This is a genomic window from Micromonospora sp. NPDC005710 (assembly GCF_040630995.1).
Taxonomy (GTDB): Bacteria; Actinomycetota; Actinomycetes; order Mycobacteriales; family Micromonosporaceae; genus Micromonospora.
On record NZ_JBEXYP010000019.1, the window covers coordinates 18,051 to 37,208 of the forward strand.

Consider the following 19,158-nt stretch of genomic DNA (forward strand, 5'->3'; position numbering starts at 1 on the left):
GCACGAGCCCGGTGGCCCGAGGCTGAGGACGTCGGGAGCACCGTGGCGGCGGTGCCCGGGTTCGTGCACTCGGACTTCGCGCCGGTGGTGGTGGCCGTCGCCGAGCGGTGTCTGCGCCGGGGATACGGGGCGGACGGGGTGCCCGCCGGGACGCGGACGGGAATCGTGCTGGTCAGCGCCAGCGGCGATCTCGCCAGCGCCCGGCACGTGAGGGAGACCGTCGAGGCCGGCGGGCGGGTCGGCCCGCTGTTCTTCTTCCAGTCCGTGCCCAACAGCGTCGCCGGGCACGTCGCGGCCCGCTGGCACCTGCGCGGCCCGGTGGTCTGTCTCAGCCCGACCGGCGACCCGTACACCGACGGGGTCGCCGAGGCCGACCTGCTGCGCGACGACGGCGACGCCGACGAGGTGTTGCTGATCCTGATCGAACAGGCACCCGACGGGCCGACCGAGGCCACCGCGGTGCTGCTGGGGGGAGGAGCACGACCATGAGGACACGGGGACTGCGCGGCGCACTGGCCGCCGACACCGAGCTGGGTGCGGGAAACGTCCTGGCCCGGGTACTGGCGCACGGCGCCGACCCGGACGGGCCCGGCCTGACCTTCGACACCGCCGTCGACGGGCAGCCCGCCGAGACACCACTGACGCTGGGACTGCTCGACGAGCGGGTCGCCGCCCGCGCCGCCTGGCTGCACGAGCAGGGGGTACGCCCCCGCGACCCGGTCGCCGTCTGGGCCACCGCCGCCGCCGACATGGTGCTCAGCTTCCTGGCGCTGGCCCGGCTCGGCGCGATCCCGGCGCTGATGAACGGCAAACTCCGCCCGGAGATCGCCGCCGAGTACATCCGCCGACTGCGGGGCGTCGGTGTGCTGGCCGACGACGCGCACACCGCGCTGCTGGCCGGGCACGACCTGGGCGTACCGCTGCTCGGCACCCCCGCGCAGGCCGGCGCTGGTGACCCGGCCGCGGCCCCGGCGCAATACCGGCACCACCCGGACGACCCGATCGTCATCACCCACACCTCCGGGACGACCGGGGTGCCCAAGGCGGTGCTGCACTCGCACGCCAGTCTCTTCGCGGCCACCCGGCACCTGCTCACCATGCCGCAGGCGCAGGGCACCACCCGGATCCTCAACGCGCTGCCCGCCCCGCACACCGCAACGGTGCTGATGGTCAACCAGGCGCTCGGCAACCGCGCGCAGATGTTCCTGCTGTCCGATCAGGGCGGCGAGCGGGTGCTGGACGCGATCCAACGCTGGCGCCCCGACGGGGTGTTCGGTTTCTCGGTCACCTGGGCGGAGCTGGCCCGGTTCGACCTGTCCGGGTACGACCTGGACTCGGTGCGGTTGTGGTTCAACACCGGCGACGCCTCGCACGAGCCGCACATCCGTCGCCTCGTCGGTGTCGGTTGGCACGACACCGTCACCCGCGACGGGGTGGCGAGGGTGCCCGGCTCGGTCTTCATCGACGGGCTGGGCTCCAGCGAGATGGGACACTCGATGTTCCACATCACCCACCGCGCCGACACCGACAGGTACGGCCGCTGCATCGGGCGCCCGTACCAGTTCGCCAGGGTCGCCGTGCTCGACGCCGACGGCGAGCCGGTGCCGGTCGGCGAGGTGGGTTTCCTGGGCATCGACTCGCCGTCGCTGTTCCGGGGCTACTGGAACGACTCTGTCACCACCTACCGTTTCCGCCAGCGCGGCTGGTACCTCACCGGCGACCTGGTCCGCGTCGACGCCGACGGCCGCTACTACCACCTGGACCGGGCGGTGGACTCGGTCGACGCCGGTGACGGGCGGCGCCTCTACACGGCGCTGTCCGAGGAGCGGATCCTCGCCGCCTGCCCGGACGTCACCGACTGCACTGTGGTGATCGTCGCCGAGGCCGGCGAGGTCGTCACCGACGTGCTGCTGGAGCTGGCCGCCGGCGCCGACGAGGCCGAGGACCGTACCGAACGGGTCCGCGCCGCCCTCGGCCCGGACGTCGGGGCAACCCTGCGCCGGGTCGTGCCGGTGCGCTCCTCCGACATCCCGGTCACCGTGACCGGCAAGGTCCGCAAGGTGGTCCTGCGCGAGCGCTACCTCACCGAGGCCCGTCCATGACCGCGTTGATCACGGGGATGGGTCTGTTCACCCCGGTCGGGCGGGGCGTCGAGGAGACCTTCGACGCGCTGACCACCGGCCGGTCCGGGCTGACCCGCCCGCCCGAGGGACATCCGGCCAGGGAATCGCTCGACGTCGCCGGCCTGTTGCCCGACATCGACCCGCGGACCGTCGCGTCCGGGCCGGAGACCAGGGTGCTGGACCGGATCGTCGTCCTCGCCCTGCTCGCCGCCGCCGACGCCCTCGCCGACGCCGGCATCGAGGTGGGCCGCGACGTCGACAGCGACCGGATCGGCGTGATCGTCGGTGGGGTCGGGGGAATGGCCACCCTGGAGTCGCAGGTGCTCGCCCGGGCGGCCCGTGGTCGGGCGGCGGTCAGCCCGTACCTGCTCACCGGGATCCTGCCGAACATGCCGGCGGCGCGCATCGCCATCGCGCACCACATCCGCGGCTACAGCTCGTCGGTCGGCACCGCCTGCGCCTCTGGCGCCCAGGCGATCGCCGACGGGGTCCGGCTCATCGCAACCGGAGAGGTCGACGTGGTGCTGTGCGGAGCCAGCGAGGCGCCGCTCTTCCCGACCTTCGCCGACACCTTCGGCAACGCGCGGGCGTTGGCGCGCGCCGGCACCGACCCGGGCCGGGCGAGTCGGCCGTTCGACACGTCCCGCAGCGGGTTCGTCCTGTCCGAGGGCGCCGCGCTGCTGGTGCTCGAACGCGCCGAGCACGCGGCGGCGCGCGGCGTGGCCGGGTACGCCGAGGTGGCCGGACACGGCGCGACGACCGACGCGTACCACCCGACCGCCCCCCGCCCGGACGGGGCCGGCGCGGCGGCGTGCATCCGACTGGCGTTGCGCAGCGCCGGTGTCCCGGCGGCGGCGGTCGGCTACGTCAACGCGCACGGCACCGGTACGAAGCTCGGTGACATCGCCGAGACCACCGCCCTGGCCGACGTCTTCGGCGTCGGTGGCGTGCCGGTCAGCTCCACCAAGGCGCTCACCGGTCACCTGCTCGGCGCCTCCGGGGTGTTGGAGGCGGCGGCCACCGCGATGGCGCTCGGTCGGGGGCTGCTGCCGCCGACGTACCACCTCGACGATCCGGACCCGGCCTGCCCGGCGGACCACATCCGTGGCACCCCCCGCAAGGCCGACCTGGAGTACGCGGTCACCAACTCGTTCGGGTTCGGCGGCCAGAACGTGAGCCTGCTGCTGGCCCGTGTCGCCGAGCCGAGGGGGTGATCGGCGCGGCATCCCGGGCGGGGCGGGCCCGGACGGCAACAGGGGGAATCGGGTGGGAAGGGTTTTGAGGGGACATGGACATCCGTGGTATCGACCACATCGAACTCTACGTGGGGGACGCGCGGCAGGCGGCCTTCTACTTCAGCACCGCCGTCGGCTTCGACATCTGTGGCCAGGGTGGCCCGGAGACCGGGCTGCCGGGGCAGCGCTCGCTGCTGCTCTGCCACGGCGACATCCGGTTGCTGCTCACCTCCGGGTTGAGCGCCGAGCATCCGGCCGCGCGGTACGTGCAGCGCCACGGTGACGGCATCGCTGTCGTCGCGGTCGAGGTCGACGACGTGCCGGCCGCGTACGCCGAGCTGCTGGAGCGGGGTGCGACCGGCGTGACGGCGCCGACCACCCGCACCGGCGCGGACGCCGAGGTGGTGATCGCCGAGGTGGACGGCTTCGCCGACGTGCGACACCGGCTGGTACAACGCCGGGGCGGTGGGAGCGAGTTCCTGCCCGGCGCCATCACGGCGGCGCCCTCCACGGCGGACGACCACCCGCCGGTGCTCGCCGAGATCGACCACCTGGCGGTCTGCGTGCCGCCCGGCCAACTCGACGAGACGGTCCGGCACTTCGAGGCGCTGTTCGACTTCGCGCAGATCTTCGAGGAACACATCGAGGTCGACGGCCAGGCGATGAACTCCAAGGTGGTGCAGAGCCCGTCCGGGCGGGTCACTGTGGTCCTGCTCGAACCGGACCAGACCCGGCGGCCGGGGCAGATCGACGCGTTCCTCGACCAGCACGCCGGTGGGGGAGTGCAGCACCTGGGGCTGCGTACCGACGACATCGTCGGCGCGGTGGAGGCGCTGTGCCGGCGCGGGGTGCGCTTCGCCGGCACCCCGGCCAGCTACTACGACGCCCTGGAGGCGCGGGTCGGTCGGGTGGAGGCCCCACTGGACCGGCTGCGTGAGCTGGGGGTGCTTGTCGACTCCGACCACGACGGTCAGCTGTTGCAGATCTTCGCCGAGTCGATGCACGTGCGCCGCACGCTCTTCCTGGAGCTGATCGAGCGGCGCGGCGCGCGGGGCTTCGGCAGCGGCAACATCAAGGCGCTCTACGAGGCCAAGGAACGGGAGTTGGCCGCCGTGGCGGCCACGCCGCAGGGGGTGGGGGCGTGAGGAGTGAGCCGGGTCTGCGCGACCCGCAGTCGCGAACCGAGGAGGGCACAGTGAGCCTGACCGCCGAGGAGCAGGCGTTGCTGCCGTCCGACGACGACGTGCGGCACTACGCCGAGCACGGCTGGTACCTGTCCGGGAAGGTGTTCACCGACGACGAGGTGGACGCCCTCGCCGCCGCCACGCAGCGCTACTACGACGGGGAGCGGGACCGGCGGCTGCCGGTACGCCCACCGAAGCTGGTCTACTGGGAGCCGGCCATGGGCCCGGTGCAGCGGCACAACGACTACGTCCACCACGAACACGACGGGCTCGGTGCGATCCTGCGCAAGCCGCTGATCGGCGCTGTCGCCGCCCGGCTGGCCGAGGCCGACGAGATCCGGGTCTTCCAGTCCACGCTCATCTACAAGCCGCCGATCTCCGGCGAGCCGAGCAACATCGTGCCCTGGCATTTCGACAAGCACTACTGGGCGTCGTCGTCGTCGGAGAAGATGCTCACCGCGTTCATCCCCTTCCACGACTGTGGGGAGGAGATGGGCACCATCACCATGGTCGACGGTTCGCACCGGTGGAAGGAGATCGGCGCGGACGACACAGTGGTGCGGCACTTCGCCGACCGGGACCGTAGCCAGTTGGAGGAGATGCTGGCCGAGAACGCGGCGTACAACGGCGCGGAGATCCGCAAGATCCCGATGGTGATTCCCAAGGGGCACGTGAGTTTCCACCACTGCCGGACCTACCACGGCAGCGGCCCCAACGTCAGCGGTCGCCCCCGACAGGCGATCTCGCTGCACCTGCAGGACGGCGACAACGCCTGGCGGGAGTTTCCGCTCTCCGACGGCACGCTCGCCTCGTACAACCACGACGTGCTGGTCCGCCGCACCCACGACGGGCGGCCGGACTACGCGGACCCCGACTACTGCCCGGTCATCTGGCGCCACCGCGCCCAGCAGGGAGGCTGACATGTCACGGTACGACTGGGGTAAGACGCACCCGGGCATCGAGCGGTTGGAGCGGGCGGTGACCGACAGGCGCGACGCCGTGGTCAAGCACCCGCTCTACGCCAACCTCGACACCCACGAGGCGCTCGTCACCTTCATGGAGCACCACGTCTTCGCGGTCTGGGACTTCATGTCCCTGCTGAAGTCGCTGCAACGGCAACTGACCTGCGTCACCGTTCCGTGGATCCCGACCGGCCCGACCGGCAGCCGCCGCCTCATCAACGACATCGTGATGGTCGAGGAGAGCGACGAGTTGGGCGGCGGCTACATCAGCCACTTCGAGCTGTACGTGGGGGGCATGGCCGAGGCCGGCGCGGACACCACTGCGGTGAACACCCTGATCGACCTGCTGCGCAGCGGCCGGCCGGTCACCGAGGCACTCGCCGAGGCCGGGGTGCCGCAGGCGTCGGCGAGGTTCGCCGCGACCACCTGGCAGATCATCGAGTCCACCCCGGTGCACTGCCAGGCGGCGGCCTTCGCGTTCGGCCGGGAAGACCTGATCCCGGACATGTTCACCCAGGTCGTCTCGGTCAACGAACGCAGCAACCGGCTGCACACGTTCGTCGACTACCTGGAGCGGCACATCGAGGTCGACGGCGAACAGCACACCCCGATGGCCATGCAGATGCTCGCCGACCTGTGCGGCGACGACGACACCAAGTGGCAGGAGTGCGCGGACACCGTCAACACCGCCCTCGCTGCCCGGGCCCGGCTCTGGGACGACATCCTGGCCGCCATCAAGGGGCCCGCGTGACCGACGCCGACAGGGTCCGGCTCTACCGCACGGTCCGGCTGATCCGCCGGTTCGAGGAACGGGCGGTGGAGCTGGTCCACGGCGGGCAGATCGTCGGCGGCATCCACCCGTACCTCGGTCAGGAGGGGATCGCCGCCGGCGTCTGCGCGGCGCTGGGCGCCGACGACGTGCTCGCCGGCACGCACCGCGGGCACGGGCACGTCCTGGCCCGCGGTGCCGACCCGGCCCGGATGCTCGCCGAGCTGTGCGGCCGGGTCACCGGCCTCAACGCCGGCCGGGGCGGTTCGATGCACGCCGCCGACCTGAGCATCGGCGTGCTCGGCGCCAACGCGATCGTCGGCGCCTCCGGGGCGATCATCACCGGCGCGGTCTGGGCCCACCGCCGTCGAGGCCGCGACACGGTCGGGGTGAGCTTCTTCGGCGACGGCGCGGTCAACGAGGGGATGCTGCTGGAGGCGTTCAACCTGGCCGCGCTGTGGCGGGTGCCGGTGCTGTTCGTCTGCGAGAACAACGGCTACGCCACCACCATGCCGGTCGCCGGTGCGGTGGCCGGCAGCATCGCCGGCCGAGCCGCCGCGTTCGACCTCCCAGCCGTCGTGGTCGACGGCCAGGACCCCGAAACGGTACGCGTCGCCGCGGCCGCCGCCGTCGGCCGGATGCGCGCCGGTGGCGGCCCCGAGCTGATCGAGGCCCGGACCTACCGCTTCGACGTGCACCACACCTTCGAACACGCGGTACGCCTCGACTACCGCCCGCCCGACGAGGTGACCCGGGCCCGAACCCGGGACCCGGTCCGCATCCAGGGTGAACGCCTCACCGACACCGACCGCGCGGCAGTGGACGCCGAGGTCGAGGCGACAGTCGACGCGGCGGTGCGGTTCGCCCTGGACAGCCCGGAACCCGACCCGGCCGACGCGCTGACCTACCTGTACGCCAGCGGTCTGACCGCCCGCACCGGAGGTGGCTGAATGACCGCACACACCGGAGGTGGCTGAGGTGCCCCGACTGTCGTACCGGCGGGCGTTGACCCGGGCCCTCGCCGACGAGTTGGCCCGTGACGAGGCGGTGTTCCTGCTTGGCGAGGACGTCCAGGTCGGGGCGTCGCTGGTGACCACCGGGCTGGCCAAGCGGTTCGGCACCGAACGGGTCCGTGACACCCCGCTGTCCGAGCAGGCGTTCACCAGCTTCGCGACCGGGGCGGCGCTGGCCGGGCTGCGACCGGTGATCGAGTTCCAGATCCCGTCGCTGCTGTTCCTCGTCTTCGAACAGATCGTCAACCACGCGCACAAGTTCCCGCTGATGACCGGCGGGCAGTGCAGTGTCCCCGTCACCTACCTGGTGCCCGGGTCCGGCTCGCGGACCGGGTGGGCCGGGCAGCACTCCGACCACCCGTACAGCCTCTTCGCCCACGTCGGCGTGGTCACCGTCGTGCCGGCCACCCCGGCCGACGCGTACGGGCTGCTGGTCACCGCGATCCGCCACGACGACCCGGTGGTGGTGTTCGCACCGGCCGCCGCCATGGACGTGCGTGAGGACGTGGACGACCTGACGCCGGTGCCGCTGGGCCGGGGCCGGATCCACCGTTTCGGCGACGACGTGACAGTGGTGGCGGTCGGGCACCTGGTGCACGACGCCCTCGCCGTCGCCGAGGAGGTGGCCGACCAGGTCTCGGTGGAGGTGTTCGACCCGCGCACCCTGTACCCGTTCGACATCGACGGCCTCACCGAGTCGGTGGCCCGCACCGGGCGGCTCGTGGTGCTCGACGACGGCAACCGTTCCTGCGGGATGGCCGCCGAGATCATCACCTCGGTCGTGGAACGGGTCCGGCTGCTCGCCCCGCCGCGCCGGGTCACCCGGCCGGACGGGGCGGTGCTGCCGTTCGCCCCGGCACTGGACCGGGCCGTCCAGCCCAGTCGGGACCAGCTCGCCACCGCCATTCACCTGACCATGAAGGACGGATCATGACCGACCCGAACTACCAGTGGCCGGCGGCTGACCGGGCCTGGACCAGCCTGCCGGAGCCGACCCGACGGGCCATGGTGGCCAGCGGGGCGGCCGCCTGGGAGCAGGTCTTCCACGGCCGGGCCACCTACAACAAGCAGTGGCGGTTGGCCCGCCCCCCGGTGCTCGTCGCCGATGCCTGGCGGGAGCTCAACGACGTCTGTGACCGGCTCGCCCAGCTCATCCTCGACGCCTGCCGTCGTCGGGCCGGCACCGCCGGTGAGCTGCGCCAGCTACTCGGGGTACCGGCGGGGGAGACCCGGCTGCTGGACGAGGCCGAGCCGCTGACCGAGGCGCTGCTGGCCGCGTACCGCCCGGACGTGATCTTCTCCGACGGGGTGCCGAAGTTCGTCGAGTACAACATCGACAGCAGCCTCGGCGGTGGGTTCGACGCCGACACCGTCATCCAGCGGTACGCGCGCCTCTACCAGGAGCAGGGCATCCTCGACGACCTGCCGGTGCGGGCCGCGCCGTCCCTGCTCGACCAGCGGTTCGTGGCGATCCGCGAGGAGCTGCGGCTGCCCGAGGGCGCCCGGGTGGCGCTGCTGATGGACTTCGACGGTGACTACCCGGGCCTCGACGACCCGCAGACGTTCATCCGGATCCTCGACCCCCTCGCCGTACGGGCCCGGGACTTCGGCATCGACCTGGTCATCGCACCGGTCGCCACCGCCACGGTGGACGCCGACAACCGCCTGGTCGTGGACGGCGCGCCGGTCGACGCGTTGTTCCGGCTCTTCGTGCCCAACCGGGTCACCCCGACCGCCGGCCTGGACGCGGTGGCAGTGGCCCTCGCAGCCGGCACCCTACCGATGTACGTGTCGGCGGCGGCCTGGCTGCTCGGCAACAAGACCACGTTCGCCTGGCTGTGGGAGGACGTGGACGGGCTGCCCGCCGACGACCAGACGCTGATCCGTCGACACGTGCCGTACACGGTGTCGTTGACCGCCGCGGTGCTCGACCGGGCCCTCGCCGAGCAGGCCACCCTCGTGGCGAAGCCGGCCGACGGTTCGGCCGGGCACGGCGTGCTGCTCGGCCCGGAGTTGGGCGCGGCGGACTGGGCCGACGGGGTGCGCGCCGCCGTCGACCAGGGCGGCGCCATCCTTCAGGAGTACCTGCCGACCGACCGGGTGTCGATGGACTTCGTCCAGATCGAGACCGGTGAGACGGTCACGGCCGACGTCCCGTACTCCCTGGCCCCGTACCTGTTCGGTCGCCAAGCCTCCGGCGGCCTGGCGAGAGTCGGCTACCCGGGCTGCGACGGAATCCTCAACCTGGCCCACGGCGTCCTCCTAACCGGAATCCTCCTAACCCCCTAACCCCCTGACCCCCTAACCCCCTTTGCTTGCGGTGATCAAGGGGTTTCGGTCACGACACGCCGGGGTCGTTGACGCAAACCTCTTGATCACCGGGGACGGCGGTGGGGGGAGAGGGCGCGGAGGGTTTCGGCCGTTGCTATGGCGTCGCTGCGGGCGCTGCCGTGGCGGCCGTCGGTGCTGTAGAGGGTGGGGTCGGCCGTCAACGGGTGGTCGGTCAGGTGCACGTGGATCGTGTTCAGGCGTTCGGCCAGGGCGGCCGTGTGGGCCGACAGGCGGCGCATGCGTTCGCCCAGGCCGGGCCGGAGGTGCGCGGGTACCGCCGGGCTGTGCGAGACGTCGAACATGCCCACTGTGATCACGTCGGCGCCGACCTCGCGCAGCGCGGCGATCATGGCGGTCAGCTCGGCGTCCACCGCGCCCGCGTCGTACGCCGGGTGGAAGGCGTCGTTGCCGCCGCAGACGACCAGCGCCAGGTCCGGTGCGAGGGCCAGCGCCGGGGCGAGCTGGGTGGCCCGCACCTGGTGCGCGCGCAGCCCGCGCCGACCCAGATTCCGGTACGCCAGCTCGGGGCGAACGGCGGCCAGCTCGGCGGCGATCCGGTCGACCCACTGGACGTCCGGGTAGCCGGGTGTCGGCTCACACATGCCCTCCACGACGCTGTCGCCGAGCGCCACGAACCGCCGCCACGGGTGCCTGTTCAGCAGTTCGGTGGCCTCCCCGGGGCGCAGACAGTACGGGTCCGTCGATTCGGTGAGGGTCGATGGCATGCCGGCACGCTAGCCGACCGTTGGCCTGCTGGGCCAGGCTCAGCCGGTCAGGCTGACCTCGACCAGGTGCGCACAGGTCCGAGCACGCCACCGCCGACCGGTCGGGTTTCAGCGCGGTGCTCGGCGAGCAGTTCGCCGAGCACCCGCTCGGCCCACTCGGCCTTGGCGGGGTCCCGATCGTCGAGTGTGATGAGCGCCTTCCACAGCGCCCAGCCTCGTCCCCGTTCCCAGGCGGCGTCGTCGAGACCGAGCGCGGCGCGGAAGGCCGCCCGGCTCGGGCCTTGCAGCAGGGTCCAGGCGATCACGGTGTCGCAGGCCGGGTCACCGACGGCGGAGCAGCCGAAGTCGATGACCGCGGTGAGTCGGCCGTCGCGGACCAGCAGGTTGCCGTCCGCGACGTCGCCGTGGAACCACACCGCCGGCCCGGCCCAGGGGGCGTCGAGGGCGGACTGCCAGATCCCGGTGACCACGTCGACGGGGATGTGGTCGTGGTGCGTCTCGATCGCCGCCCGGGTCTCCGCGTCGTAGGTGGACAGGGGACCACCCCGCCAGGCGCTGTGCGGGCCGGCCGCCGGGCCGTCGGTGGCGTCCACGCCGCGTAGGGCGCGCAGGAAGCCGGCGAGGTCGGTGGCGAACCGGGTCAGGTCGCCGATCCGCTCGCGTCGGGCGGTCCGCCCGTCGACCCAACGGTAGACCGACCACGGGTACGGGTAACCGGCAGCGGGACGGCCGTGGGCCAGCGGCACGGGGATCGGCACCGGCAACTGTGGTCCGAGCACCGGCAGCCAGCGCTGCTCCTTGGCGACCTGGAGGGCGTACCCGGCGCCGCTGGGCAGCCGCACGGTCATCTCCTCGCCCAGGTGGAAGGTGCGGTTGTCCCAGCCGTCGACCTCGACCGGGCGGATCGGCAGCTCCGCCCACCGGGGAAACTGCTCGGCCACCAACCGGCGGACGAGGGCCGTGTCGATCCGGTCGGCCACGGCGGCGTCGGACACCGGCACGCCGTACGTGGGTTGTTCGCTCACCGGCCCGAGCCTGCGGCAGCCGGGTCGGGCCCGCAACCGGGTTTACCGGGTGGCGACGGCCGTGCGGGGCGCCGGCGCCTCCGGGCCGGATGCCCGGCTCAGCAGCGGGTACGCGGTGACCACCAGGCACGCCGCCGCCATGGTCAGCAGGGCCGGGGTGAGCCCCAGGGCGTCCACCGACCAGCCGCCGAGCAGCGCGCCGACCGGCAACCCGACGAACGCCAACGACCCGGCGATGCCGATCACCCGGGTCTGCAACTCCGGTGGTACCCGCTCGTAGAGGGCCACCCCGAGCAGCGGGTTGACCGCCGCGATGCCGATGCCGGACAGGAACGTCACCACGAGCACCACCGGTAACTCGTCGCTTATCGCCAGGGCGACCAGCCGGGGTGTGCCGGCGACCAGCGCGCCGACCAGGAACGTCAACCGCCGGGGCAGCCGGGGCCCGAGTGCGGTGAACACCAGGTTGCCCAGCAGCGCTCCCGCCGAGAACGCCGCCAGCACCAGGCCGAGACCGCTCGGGCCGTGCAACTCCCGGGCCACCCAGACCGGGATGTAGACGGCCACGCTGGCGTTGGCCACCATGTTCAGTGCCGAGATGACGGCAAGCATGCCGAGCAGCGGCCGATCCCGGCCCAGGTAGCTGAAGCCACCTCGCAGGGCGCGCAGATAGCTCTCCGGCTGCGCGGGTTGGGCCGGGGCGGCCGGTGGGCGGACCAGGACGCCGATGAGCAGCGCGCAGACGCCGAAGCTGGCGGCGTCGATGAGGATCGCCTCGGTCACCCCGAACACGGCGATCAGCAGGCCGCCCACCGCGGCGCCGAACAGGGTCACCACCCGGCTGAGCCCGTCGTACGCGGAGGTCAGCCTGATCAGCGGCACCCCGGCGGCCTCCGCGGCCGGGCGGAACATGACGTGCTTCACCCGGTCGCCGATGCCCCGCAGCGCGCCGGCCACCGCGACGAGCGCCACCAGCGGCGCGAAACCCAACCACGGGGTCAACGCGACGACGACCATCGCCACCGCGCTGCCCGCGTCGCAGAAGATCGAGGTACGGCGCAGACCGATCCGGTCCGCCCAGGGCGTGCCCAACGCGCTGGACAGCAGGTACGGCAGGGTCTCGGCGAACGCGACGAGGCCCATCTTGGTGGGGCTGCCGGTGGTGACGAGCACCAGCCACGGAATGGTCACCACCGAGATGCGGGTGCCCAGATTGGAGATCAGGTCGGCGCTGACCAGGACGACCAGTTGCCGGCGGGGGTTCACGCCCCGACCGCCGCCGCCCGACGGGCCGCGTACCGCGCCCGCAACGCCCGCTTGTCCACCTTCATCGACCGGTTCACCGGCAGCCGGTCGACGAACTCCACGGCGGCCGGTGCCCACATCTCGTTGAGTTCGGCGGTCACCAGGTCGATCAGTTCCGCCTCGCTGACCGTCGCGTCAGGCCCGAGCACCACGTACGCGTGCGGCACCTCCCCGACCGTCTGGTCCGGTACGCCGATCACGGCGGCGGCCCGTACCTGCTGGTGCCCGACCAGCACGTCCTCGATGGGACGGCAGAAGATCGCCCAGTTCCGGCGATGCGTCACGATCATGTCGTGCGCCCGGTCGACCAGGTAGAGGTAACCGTCGTCGTCGAGGTGGCCGATGTCGCGGGTCCGCACCCACCCGTCGACGAGCGTCTGCGCGGTCAGCTCCGGCTGGCCGTGGTAGCCGGCGAAACTCAGTCGGGTGTGCACCCACACCTCGCCGTCGCGGCCGGTCGGCAGCACCGTGCCGTCGTCGTCGCGGATCTCGACGCGGACGTCGCCGTAGGGCCGCCCGCAGGACCGCAGCCGCTCCGGGTGCTCCGGATCGTCGGTCAACCCGGGCAGCGCGGTGATCACGACCGCCTCGCTGAGGCCGTACACGATGCGCAGCACCGGGCCGAACCGTGCGATGGCCTGGCGCAGCCGGGCGGGCGCGGCGGGCCCGGCGCCCACGTTGAACATGAACATGGCGGAGAAGTCCGCGCCGACGAGCGCCGGGTGGTCCAGCACCTCGTAGAGCATCGGTGGGGTGACGAACGTGGAGTTGATCCGCTCCCGCTGCACGGTGTCCACGAAGGCCACCGGGTTCCAGTCGTCGCGCAGGAACAGCACGCCTCCGGTGAACAGGTTGAACAGCGTGGTGATCTGCCCGCTGGCCAGCCACATCGGTGAGTGCGACAGGTGCCGCAGCAGCGGAAACCCGGCGGCGCGGAAGTCGGCGGCCAGGGTGAGGATCTGGGCGTAGAAGCTCTCCCGGTGGTGCACCAGTTTGGGGCTTCCGGTGGTGCCGCTGGTCTGGAGGAACGACTCGGGCGCCGGCACCGACGACGGCAGGCCCGTCACGTCGGCGTCGACGGTGAGGTCGGGGCCGGCGCCGCCCGCGCCCAGACAGCACACCGGCGTGCCGGGGAGCGCGGCGGCCAGCTCCGGGCCCAGACCGGCCGGGTCCCGGGCGTCGTAGACCAGGGCGTCCGGACGGGCCAGGCTGATGAACTCGTCGACCTCCCGGCGCGCGGTCACCGGGGCGACCCACATCGTCCGGCAGCCCAGCAGATGCAGGGCGAGTTGCAGCAGCGGACCCTCCACCGCGTTCGCGACAGTCACCAGCACCGCCGACCCGGGCCGTACGCCGTGCCGGGTCAACGTCGCGGCCATCGCCCGAACCCGCGCGGCGGCCTCGGTGTAGGTGAGTCGCCGATCGGCGCCGACGAGCGCCTCCCGGTCGCCGAATTCGGCGAAGAGGTCCAACACCCTGTGCACGTAGGTCGTCGTGTGCCCGGGTCCGTCAGTCATCCGGCAGCCCCCATCCCAGATTGGCGGTCCCCGGGCAGCTCCCGGTGACGACGCGACGGTGGCGCGCTCGGCGACCGCACCGCCGCCGCCTGGAAGCCTAGGCGCGAAACGGCTGGTCGGAACCGTGCCGAAGGGCGATCCCGGCGGCCCGCCGGACATTTGATCGCGTCGATCAGGTTGATTGACGCCTGTCAGCGGCGGCGGCTAGGTTTCTGGACCATCGTCCAGGCGGGCGCCGTCAGCGGACGGCCCTGGGCTGCCCCACGATGGAGGTTCCATGGCAACGGCAACCCCGAAGAGATGGCCCGTGATCGCCGCCGCGGCCGCGCTGTTGGTCGCCGGCACACCCGCCGTCGTGGCCAGCGCCGGTCCGTCCGGCACCGCGGCCGACCGACCCGACCGCGCCGAGTGGGCGGGCAGCTGGGCCACCGCTGTCACCCGGGGCAACTCGGTCGGGTTGACGAACACCGGCCTCAGCAACCAGAGCGTCCGGATGATCGTGCACGTCTCGGTGGGCGGCCCGGCGGTGCGGGTCCGTCTGAGCAACCTCTACGGCGAGCAGGCGGTGCAGGTCGGTCGCGCCACCGTCGCCAGGCCGAACACCGCCACCCCCGACGACGTCTCCGACATCGACGCGGCGTCGGTGCGCCCGCTGACCTTCACCGGTGCCACCACGGCGACGATGAACCGGGGAGCGGAACTGCTCAGCGACCCGTTGGCCTTCCCCGTCGCGGACGACAGTGACCTGGTGGTCACCCTGCACTTCCCGACGCCGACCGGCCCGACCACGTTCCACGGGCAGTCCCAGCAGGCCAACTTCATCGGCGCCGGGGATCTGACCGGGGCGGCCGAGGGCACCGGGTTCACCACCCGTCCCACCTGCTGCTGGTTCTTCCTCTCCGGCGTCGACGTGCAGCGCAAGGGCAGCCCTGGCGCGCTTGTCGTGCTCAGCGACTCCATCGGCGACGGCAACGGCAGCACCGTCAACGCCAACCGGCGCTGGCCCGACCTGCTGTCGGACCGGCTGCTCGCCGACCGGCCGGACAGGCGCACCCCGGGGGTGCTCAACCTGAGCCTGGCCGGCAACCGACTCAACCACGAGGGCACCGAGCCCGGCGACGGTAACTACCCCGGCTACTACCAGCTCGGCCCGAACGCGGCGGCCCGGCTCAACGAGGACGTCTTCCCCCAGACCGGGGTGCGGACCGTCGTCACCCACCTGGGCATCAACGACATCTGGATGTCGAACGACACCCCCGAGGCGATCATCGGCACCCTGCGGCAGATCAACCAGCAGCTCCGGCAGCGTGGGCTGACCAGCCTGGTGGCCACGTTGACGCCGTACGAGGGGCACGGGGCGCCGGGGGTGTGGACGCCGGAGAAGGAGGCCACCCGCCAGGCGGTGAACGCGTACCTGCGGGGCAGCCGGGAGTTCGACGGTCTGCTCGACTTCGACCGGGTGCTGCGTGACCCGGCCCGGCCCAGCCAACTGTTGCCCGCCTACGACTCGGGGGACCACATCCACCCGAACGACGCCGGCAACCAGGCACTGGCCAACGCCGTGCCGCTGCGCCTGCTCGACCTGTGACATCGACCGGGGGCGGCGGGTGATCCCCGCCGCCCCCGGCGGCCACCGACATCCTGGGGAGGAGTTGGCCGTGGACGTGCAAGAGTTACTCACCGGCCTGTACAGCGAAGAGGGCAGACAGGATCCGTACCCGTGGTACGCCGGTCTGCACCGGCTCGGCCCGGTCAGCGCGGTGCCGGCCCGCGCCGAGCACCGTACTGTGGCCGCCGTCGCGGTCGGCTACGACGTCGTCGACGGGTTGCTGCGAGATCCGGAGTGGACGAAGCAGCCGCCGCCGGGCTGGGAGGAGCAGGACATCCTGCGGACTTTCCAGACCTCGATGATGTTCGTCAACCCGCCCGATCACACCCGGATGCGGCACGTCTTCTCCCGCACCTTCACGCCGCGGCGCCTCGGCGCGCTGGAACCGGTGATCGTGCGGGTGGTCGACGAGCTGCTGGACCGGATGGCGGACGCCGGGGATGGCGTCGTCGACTTCGTGGCCGACTTCGCGTACCCGATCCCGGCCCTGGTGATGGCCGAGTTCATCGGCATCCCGGCGGCCGAGTTGCCGTGGTACCGCGAGCGGGTGGAGTGGATCGACGAGTTCCTGGACGTGGCGGGGAAGACCCCGCAGCGGCTCGCCGCTGCCAACACCGCCGCCCAGGAGTTGCGGGCGTTCTACCGGGAGTTGATCGGGCACCGCCGCCGGGTGCCGGGGGACGACCTGCTCAGCGGGTTGGTCGAGGCGCTCGACTCCGGGGAGGTGGAGCTGACCGAGGATGAGCTGATCAGCAACCTCATCGTGCTGTTCAACGCCAGCTTCGTCACCACCGTGTACATGTTCAGCAACGGGCTGCCGTTGCTGCTGGCCCACCCGCGGACGGTAGCGGCGCTGCCCGCCGACGCGACACTCGCGCAGGGCTGCGTCGACGAGGTGCTGCGGTTGGCGAGCCCGGTGCACTTCCTGGCCCGCGCCGCGCCGGTCGACACGGTGCTGCACGGCATCCCGGTCGCCGAGAACGACAACGTGCTGATCATGATCGGGGCGGCGAACCGGGACCCGGCCCGCTTCCCGGCCCCGGACACCTTCGACCCGACCCGTCCCGGCCCTCCGTCCCTGGCCTTCGGGGTGGGTCTGCACTTCTGCCTCGGCGCGGCGGTGTCGCGGCTGGAGGGTCGGCTCGCGCTACCCCGGCTGTTCGCCAGGTTCCCCGCGCTGACGGTCACCGAGACACCGACGTACAGCGGCAGCCTGTTCCTGCGCGGCATCGACAAGCTGCTGGTCAGCACCGGCGGATAGGAGCGACATGGCAGTGCACCCGGAGGTGGCCGCGTACCGGGCGGCCCGTGCCACGGCCGGCACCCCGCCGCTGTACGCGCAGACCCTCGCCGAGGCGCGCGCCGCGGACCTGGCGGCGATCCGTGCCGGCGCCGGCGCGGTCGAGCCGGTGACCGAGGTACGCGACGAGCTGATCCCCGGCCCCGCCGGGGAACTGCCGGTGCGGGTGTACCGGCCGGCCGGGTCGGGTCCGCTGCCGACGCTGCTGTACTTCTTCGGCGGCGGCTGGACGCTCGGCAGCATCGACACCGCCGACGGCATCTGCCGGCGGCTGGCCAACACGGTGCCCTGCCAGGTGATCACCGTCGGCTACCGCCTCGCCCCGGAACACCCGTTCCCGGCGGCGGTGCACGACTGTCACGCGGCGACCTCGTGGATCGCCCGCAACGCCGACGAGTGGGGCGTGGACCCGACCCGGCTGGCGGTGGGAGGGGACAGCGCCGGTGGGAACCTGGCCGCCGCTGTCACCCTGCTCAGCCGTACGGACGGGCCGGCGCTCGCCGGGCAACTGCTTGTCTACCCGAACACCGACTCCAGCGGCGAACCGACCGGCGACGACGACCCGGCGCTGTTCAACAGCCGATCGGTCGCCTGGTACCGGACGCACTACTTCGCCGACCCGGCGCACGCCACGGATCCGCTGGCGTCGCCGCTGCTCGCTGACGACCTGTCCGGGCTGCCGCCGGCTCTGGTGATCACCGCCGAACTGGACCCTCTGTGCGCCGAGGGCCAGCGGTACGCCGAGCGGCTGCGCGACGCGGGGGTGTCCACCCGGTTGGAGCACTACCCGGGCATGATCCACGGGTTCTTCGCCATGCCGGGAACCTTCACCGACGGGCGACGGGCGCAGGGGAGCGCGGCGGCGTTCCTGCGGGAGCGCTTCGGGCTGCCTTCCACGTCGGACGAGCTGGCGGGCCCGGGCGAGGCGGCTGCCGCTACGGGTGCGGCGGCGGGCGATGGGTGAGCGGGTGCTGGCCGACGTGCCGGCCGTGTCGCTCGCCGACTACGCCGAGCGGGCCCGCGCCACGCTGCCGCCGGACGTGTGGGACTACCTGGCCGGCGGGAGCGCGTCAGAGGTGACCCTCGCCGCGAACCGGCGCGCCCTGGACCGGGTGGCGGTGCTGCCCCGGGTGCTGCGCGGGGTGGACACCGTCGACCTCGGCGCTCACCTGCTCGGCCGCCGGTACGCGATGCCGGTCGCGGTGGCACCGATGGCCTACCAGCGGCTGGTGCACCCGGACGGGGAGCTGGGTCTGGCGGCCGCCGCCGGCGCGGCCGGTATCCCGTACCTGGCGAGCACGCTGGGCAGCACACCCATCGAACAGGTCACCCGAGCGGGCGCCGACGTCTGGTTCCAGCTCTACTGGCTGCGGGACCGGGCACTCGTCCGCGACCTGCTGGACCGGGTCGTCGCGGCCGGCTGCCGGGCGCTCGTGGTCACCGTGGACGTCCCGGTGCTCGGCCGACGCCCCCGGGACCTGCGCAACGCGTTCCGGCTGCCGGACGAGGTGGTCGCCGCGAACCTCCCCGACGGGCGCGACGCGTTGGCGCACGCCGGTGCCCCCGGGGTGTCCGCGATCGCCGCACACACCGCCGCGTCGTTCGCACCGGCGCTTCGCTGGGCGGACCTGGCGTGGCTGCGGGAGCAGGTCGACCTGCCACTTGTCGTCAAAGGGCTGCTGGACCCGCGCGACGCGACCGAGGCGGTACGCGTCGGCGCGGACGCGGTGGTCGTCTCCAACCACGGAGGGCGGCAACTGGACGGCTCCCCGGCGAGCGTCACCATGCTGCCGGAGGTCGTCGACGCGGTCGGGGACCGCTGCCAGGTGCTGCTGGACAGCGGCATCCGGGGCGGCACTGACGTGCTGCGGGCGCTGGCGTTGGGCGCGGCCGGGGTGCTGGTCGGCCGACCGCTGCTCTGGGCCCTCGCCGTCGGCGGCGAGGCCGCGGCCCGAACCGCGTTGGCCCTGCTCGTCGCCGAGCTGACCGACGCGCTCACCCTGGCCGGCTGCGCCGACGTGGCGGCGGCGGCCGAGCTGCGCACCCTCGGGGTGGGCTGA

Annotated in this window: 17 protein-coding genes; 13 read left to right on the forward strand and 4 right to left on the reverse strand. The window is 72.7% G+C overall.

From position 1 onward, the window contains the following. Positions 1 to 42: 42 nt before the first annotated feature. From ABZ406_RS23405 to ABZ406_RS23445, 9 genes are all read left to right on the forward strand, one after another. Positions 43 to 489, forward strand: a complete 447-nt coding sequence (locus tag ABZ406_RS23405) for a beta-ketoacyl synthase chain length factor (RefSeq protein ID WP_357765337.1) — start codon at positions 43 to 45, stop codon at positions 487 to 489. Continuing rightward, positions 486 to 2,102, forward strand: coding sequence for a class I adenylate-forming enzyme family protein (locus ABZ406_RS23410; RefSeq protein WP_357765340.1), 1,617 nt, complete (start codon positions 486 to 488; stop codon positions 2,100 to 2,102). Before ABZ406_RS23405 ends, ABZ406_RS23410 begins: the two co-directional genes overlap by 4 nt. Further along, positions 2,099 to 3,337: a beta-ketoacyl-[acyl-carrier-protein] synthase family protein gene (locus tag ABZ406_RS23415; RefSeq protein WP_357765343.1), complete on the forward strand. Its 1,239-nt coding sequence runs from the start codon at positions 2,099 to 2,101 to the stop codon at positions 3,335 to 3,337. Before ABZ406_RS23410 ends, ABZ406_RS23415 begins: the two co-directional genes overlap by 4 nt. A 74-nt stretch (positions 3,338 to 3,411) precedes the next feature. Then, entirely contained in the window at positions 3,412 to 4,503 is a 1,092-nt protein-coding gene (gene hppD / locus ABZ406_RS23420; protein WP_357765346.1) for a 4-hydroxyphenylpyruvate dioxygenase, read from the forward strand. A gap of 50 nt (positions 4,504 to 4,553) precedes the next feature. Continuing rightward, the gene (locus ABZ406_RS23425) at positions 4,554 to 5,462 is read left to right on the forward strand and encodes a phytanoyl-CoA dioxygenase family protein (protein WP_357765577.1); all 909 of its coding nucleotides are present in this window, start codon (positions 4,554 to 4,556) and stop codon (positions 5,460 to 5,462) included. Between the two features lies 1 nt (position 5,463). Then, positions 5,464 to 6,255, forward strand: coding sequence for a DUF3050 domain-containing protein (locus tag ABZ406_RS23430; protein ID WP_357765349.1), 792 nt, complete (start codon positions 5,464 to 5,466; stop codon positions 6,253 to 6,255). Further along, a complete protein-coding gene (locus ABZ406_RS23435) occupies positions 6,252 to 7,223 on the forward strand; it encodes a thiamine pyrophosphate-dependent dehydrogenase E1 component subunit alpha (RefSeq protein WP_357765352.1) in 972 nt (323 codons plus the stop codon). The genes ABZ406_RS23430 and ABZ406_RS23435 overlap by 4 nt, the downstream gene beginning before the upstream one ends. Positions 7,224 to 7,251: 28 nt before the next feature. After that, complete coding sequence (locus ABZ406_RS23440) at positions 7,252 to 8,220, forward strand: transketolase C-terminal domain-containing protein (protein ID WP_357765579.1); 969 nt, start codon at positions 7,252 to 7,254, stop codon at positions 8,218 to 8,220. After that, complete coding sequence (locus ABZ406_RS23445; protein WP_357765356.1) at positions 8,217 to 9,575, forward strand: hypothetical protein; 1,359 nt, start codon at positions 8,217 to 8,219, stop codon at positions 9,573 to 9,575. Before ABZ406_RS23440 ends, ABZ406_RS23445 begins: the two co-directional genes overlap by 4 nt. A gap of 86 nt (positions 9,576 to 9,661) precedes the next feature. Here the strand turns inward: ABZ406_RS23445 and ABZ406_RS23450 are convergent, their stop codons facing one another. From ABZ406_RS23450 to ABZ406_RS23465, 4 genes are read right to left on the reverse strand one after another with little or no spacing between them, the layout of a single operon-like run. Next, positions 9,662 to 10,342 (reverse strand): SGNH/GDSL hydrolase family protein, encoded by a 681-nt coding sequence (locus tag ABZ406_RS23450; RefSeq protein WP_357765359.1) that lies wholly within the window; start codon positions 10,340 to 10,342, stop codon positions 9,662 to 9,664. A gap of 47 nt (positions 10,343 to 10,389) precedes the next feature. Next, positions 10,390 to 11,367: an aminoglycoside phosphotransferase family protein gene (locus ABZ406_RS23455; RefSeq protein WP_357765362.1), complete on the reverse strand. Its 978-nt coding sequence runs from the start codon at positions 11,365 to 11,367 to the stop codon at positions 10,390 to 10,392. Between the two features lie 42 nt (positions 11,368 to 11,409). Then, on the reverse strand, positions 11,410 to 12,633 hold the full coding sequence (locus ABZ406_RS23460; protein ID WP_357765365.1) for an MFS transporter: 1,224 nt from the start codon (positions 12,631 to 12,633) through the stop codon (positions 11,410 to 11,412). After that, positions 12,630 to 14,189 (reverse strand): AMP-binding protein, encoded by a 1,560-nt coding sequence (locus ABZ406_RS23465; RefSeq protein WP_357765368.1) that lies wholly within the window; start codon positions 14,187 to 14,189, stop codon positions 12,630 to 12,632. Before ABZ406_RS23465 ends, ABZ406_RS23460 begins: the two co-directional genes overlap by 4 nt. Positions 14,190 to 14,499: 310 nt before the next feature. On the opposite strand from ABZ406_RS23465, the gene ABZ406_RS23470 reads away from it, so the two are divergent. The 4 genes from ABZ406_RS23470 (at position 14,500) to ABZ406_RS23485 (ending at position 19,158) form a co-directional block, all read left to right on the forward strand. Further along, a complete protein-coding gene (locus ABZ406_RS23470; protein WP_357765582.1) occupies positions 14,500 to 15,777 on the forward strand; it encodes an SGNH/GDSL hydrolase family protein in 1,278 nt (425 codons plus the stop codon). A 70-nt stretch (positions 15,778 to 15,847) separates the two neighbouring features. After that, on the forward strand, positions 15,848 to 17,059 hold the full coding sequence (locus ABZ406_RS23475; RefSeq protein ID WP_357765371.1) for a cytochrome P450: 1,212 nt from the start codon (positions 15,848 to 15,850) through the stop codon (positions 17,057 to 17,059). A gap of 7 nt (positions 17,060 to 17,066) precedes the next feature. After that, the gene (locus tag ABZ406_RS23480; protein WP_357765374.1) at positions 17,067 to 18,062 is read left to right on the forward strand and encodes an alpha/beta hydrolase; all 996 of its coding nucleotides are present in this window, start codon (positions 17,067 to 17,069) and stop codon (positions 18,060 to 18,062) included. After that, a complete protein-coding gene (locus ABZ406_RS23485; RefSeq protein WP_357765378.1) occupies positions 18,055 to 19,158 on the forward strand; it encodes an alpha-hydroxy acid oxidase in 1,104 nt (367 codons plus the stop codon). The genes ABZ406_RS23480 and ABZ406_RS23485 overlap by 8 nt, the downstream gene beginning before the upstream one ends.

Coding starts and splice junctions, on each gene's coding strand:
- ABZ406_RS23485 (WP_357765378.1), top strand. CDS start 18,055: ATGGGTGAGCGGGTGCTGGCCGACGTGCCGGCCGTGTCGCTCGCCGAC.
- ABZ406_RS23415 (WP_357765343.1), top strand. CDS start 2,099: ATGACCGCGTTGATCACGGGGATGGGTCTGTTCACCCCGGTCGGGCGG.
- ABZ406_RS23450 (WP_357765359.1), bottom strand. CDS start 10,342: ATGCCATCGACCCTCACCGAATCGACGGACCCGTACTGTCTGCGCCCC.
- ABZ406_RS23480 (WP_357765374.1), top strand. CDS start 17,067: ATGGCAGTGCACCCGGAGGTGGCCGCGTACCGGGCGGCCCGTGCCACG.
- ABZ406_RS23430 (WP_357765349.1), top strand. CDS start 5,464: ATGTCACGGTACGACTGGGGTAAGACGCACCCGGGCATCGAGCGGTTG.
- ABZ406_RS23445 (WP_357765356.1), top strand. CDS start 8,217: ATGACCGACCCGAACTACCAGTGGCCGGCGGCTGACCGGGCCTGGACC.
- ABZ406_RS23410 (WP_357765340.1), top strand. CDS start 486: ATGAGGACACGGGGACTGCGCGGCGCACTGGCCGCCGACACCGAGCTG.
- ABZ406_RS23465 (WP_357765368.1), bottom strand. CDS start 14,189: ATGACTGACGGACCCGGGCACACGACGACCTACGTGCACAGGGTGTTG.
- hppD (WP_357765346.1), top strand. CDS start 3,412: ATGGACATCCGTGGTATCGACCACATCGAACTCTACGTGGGGGACGCG.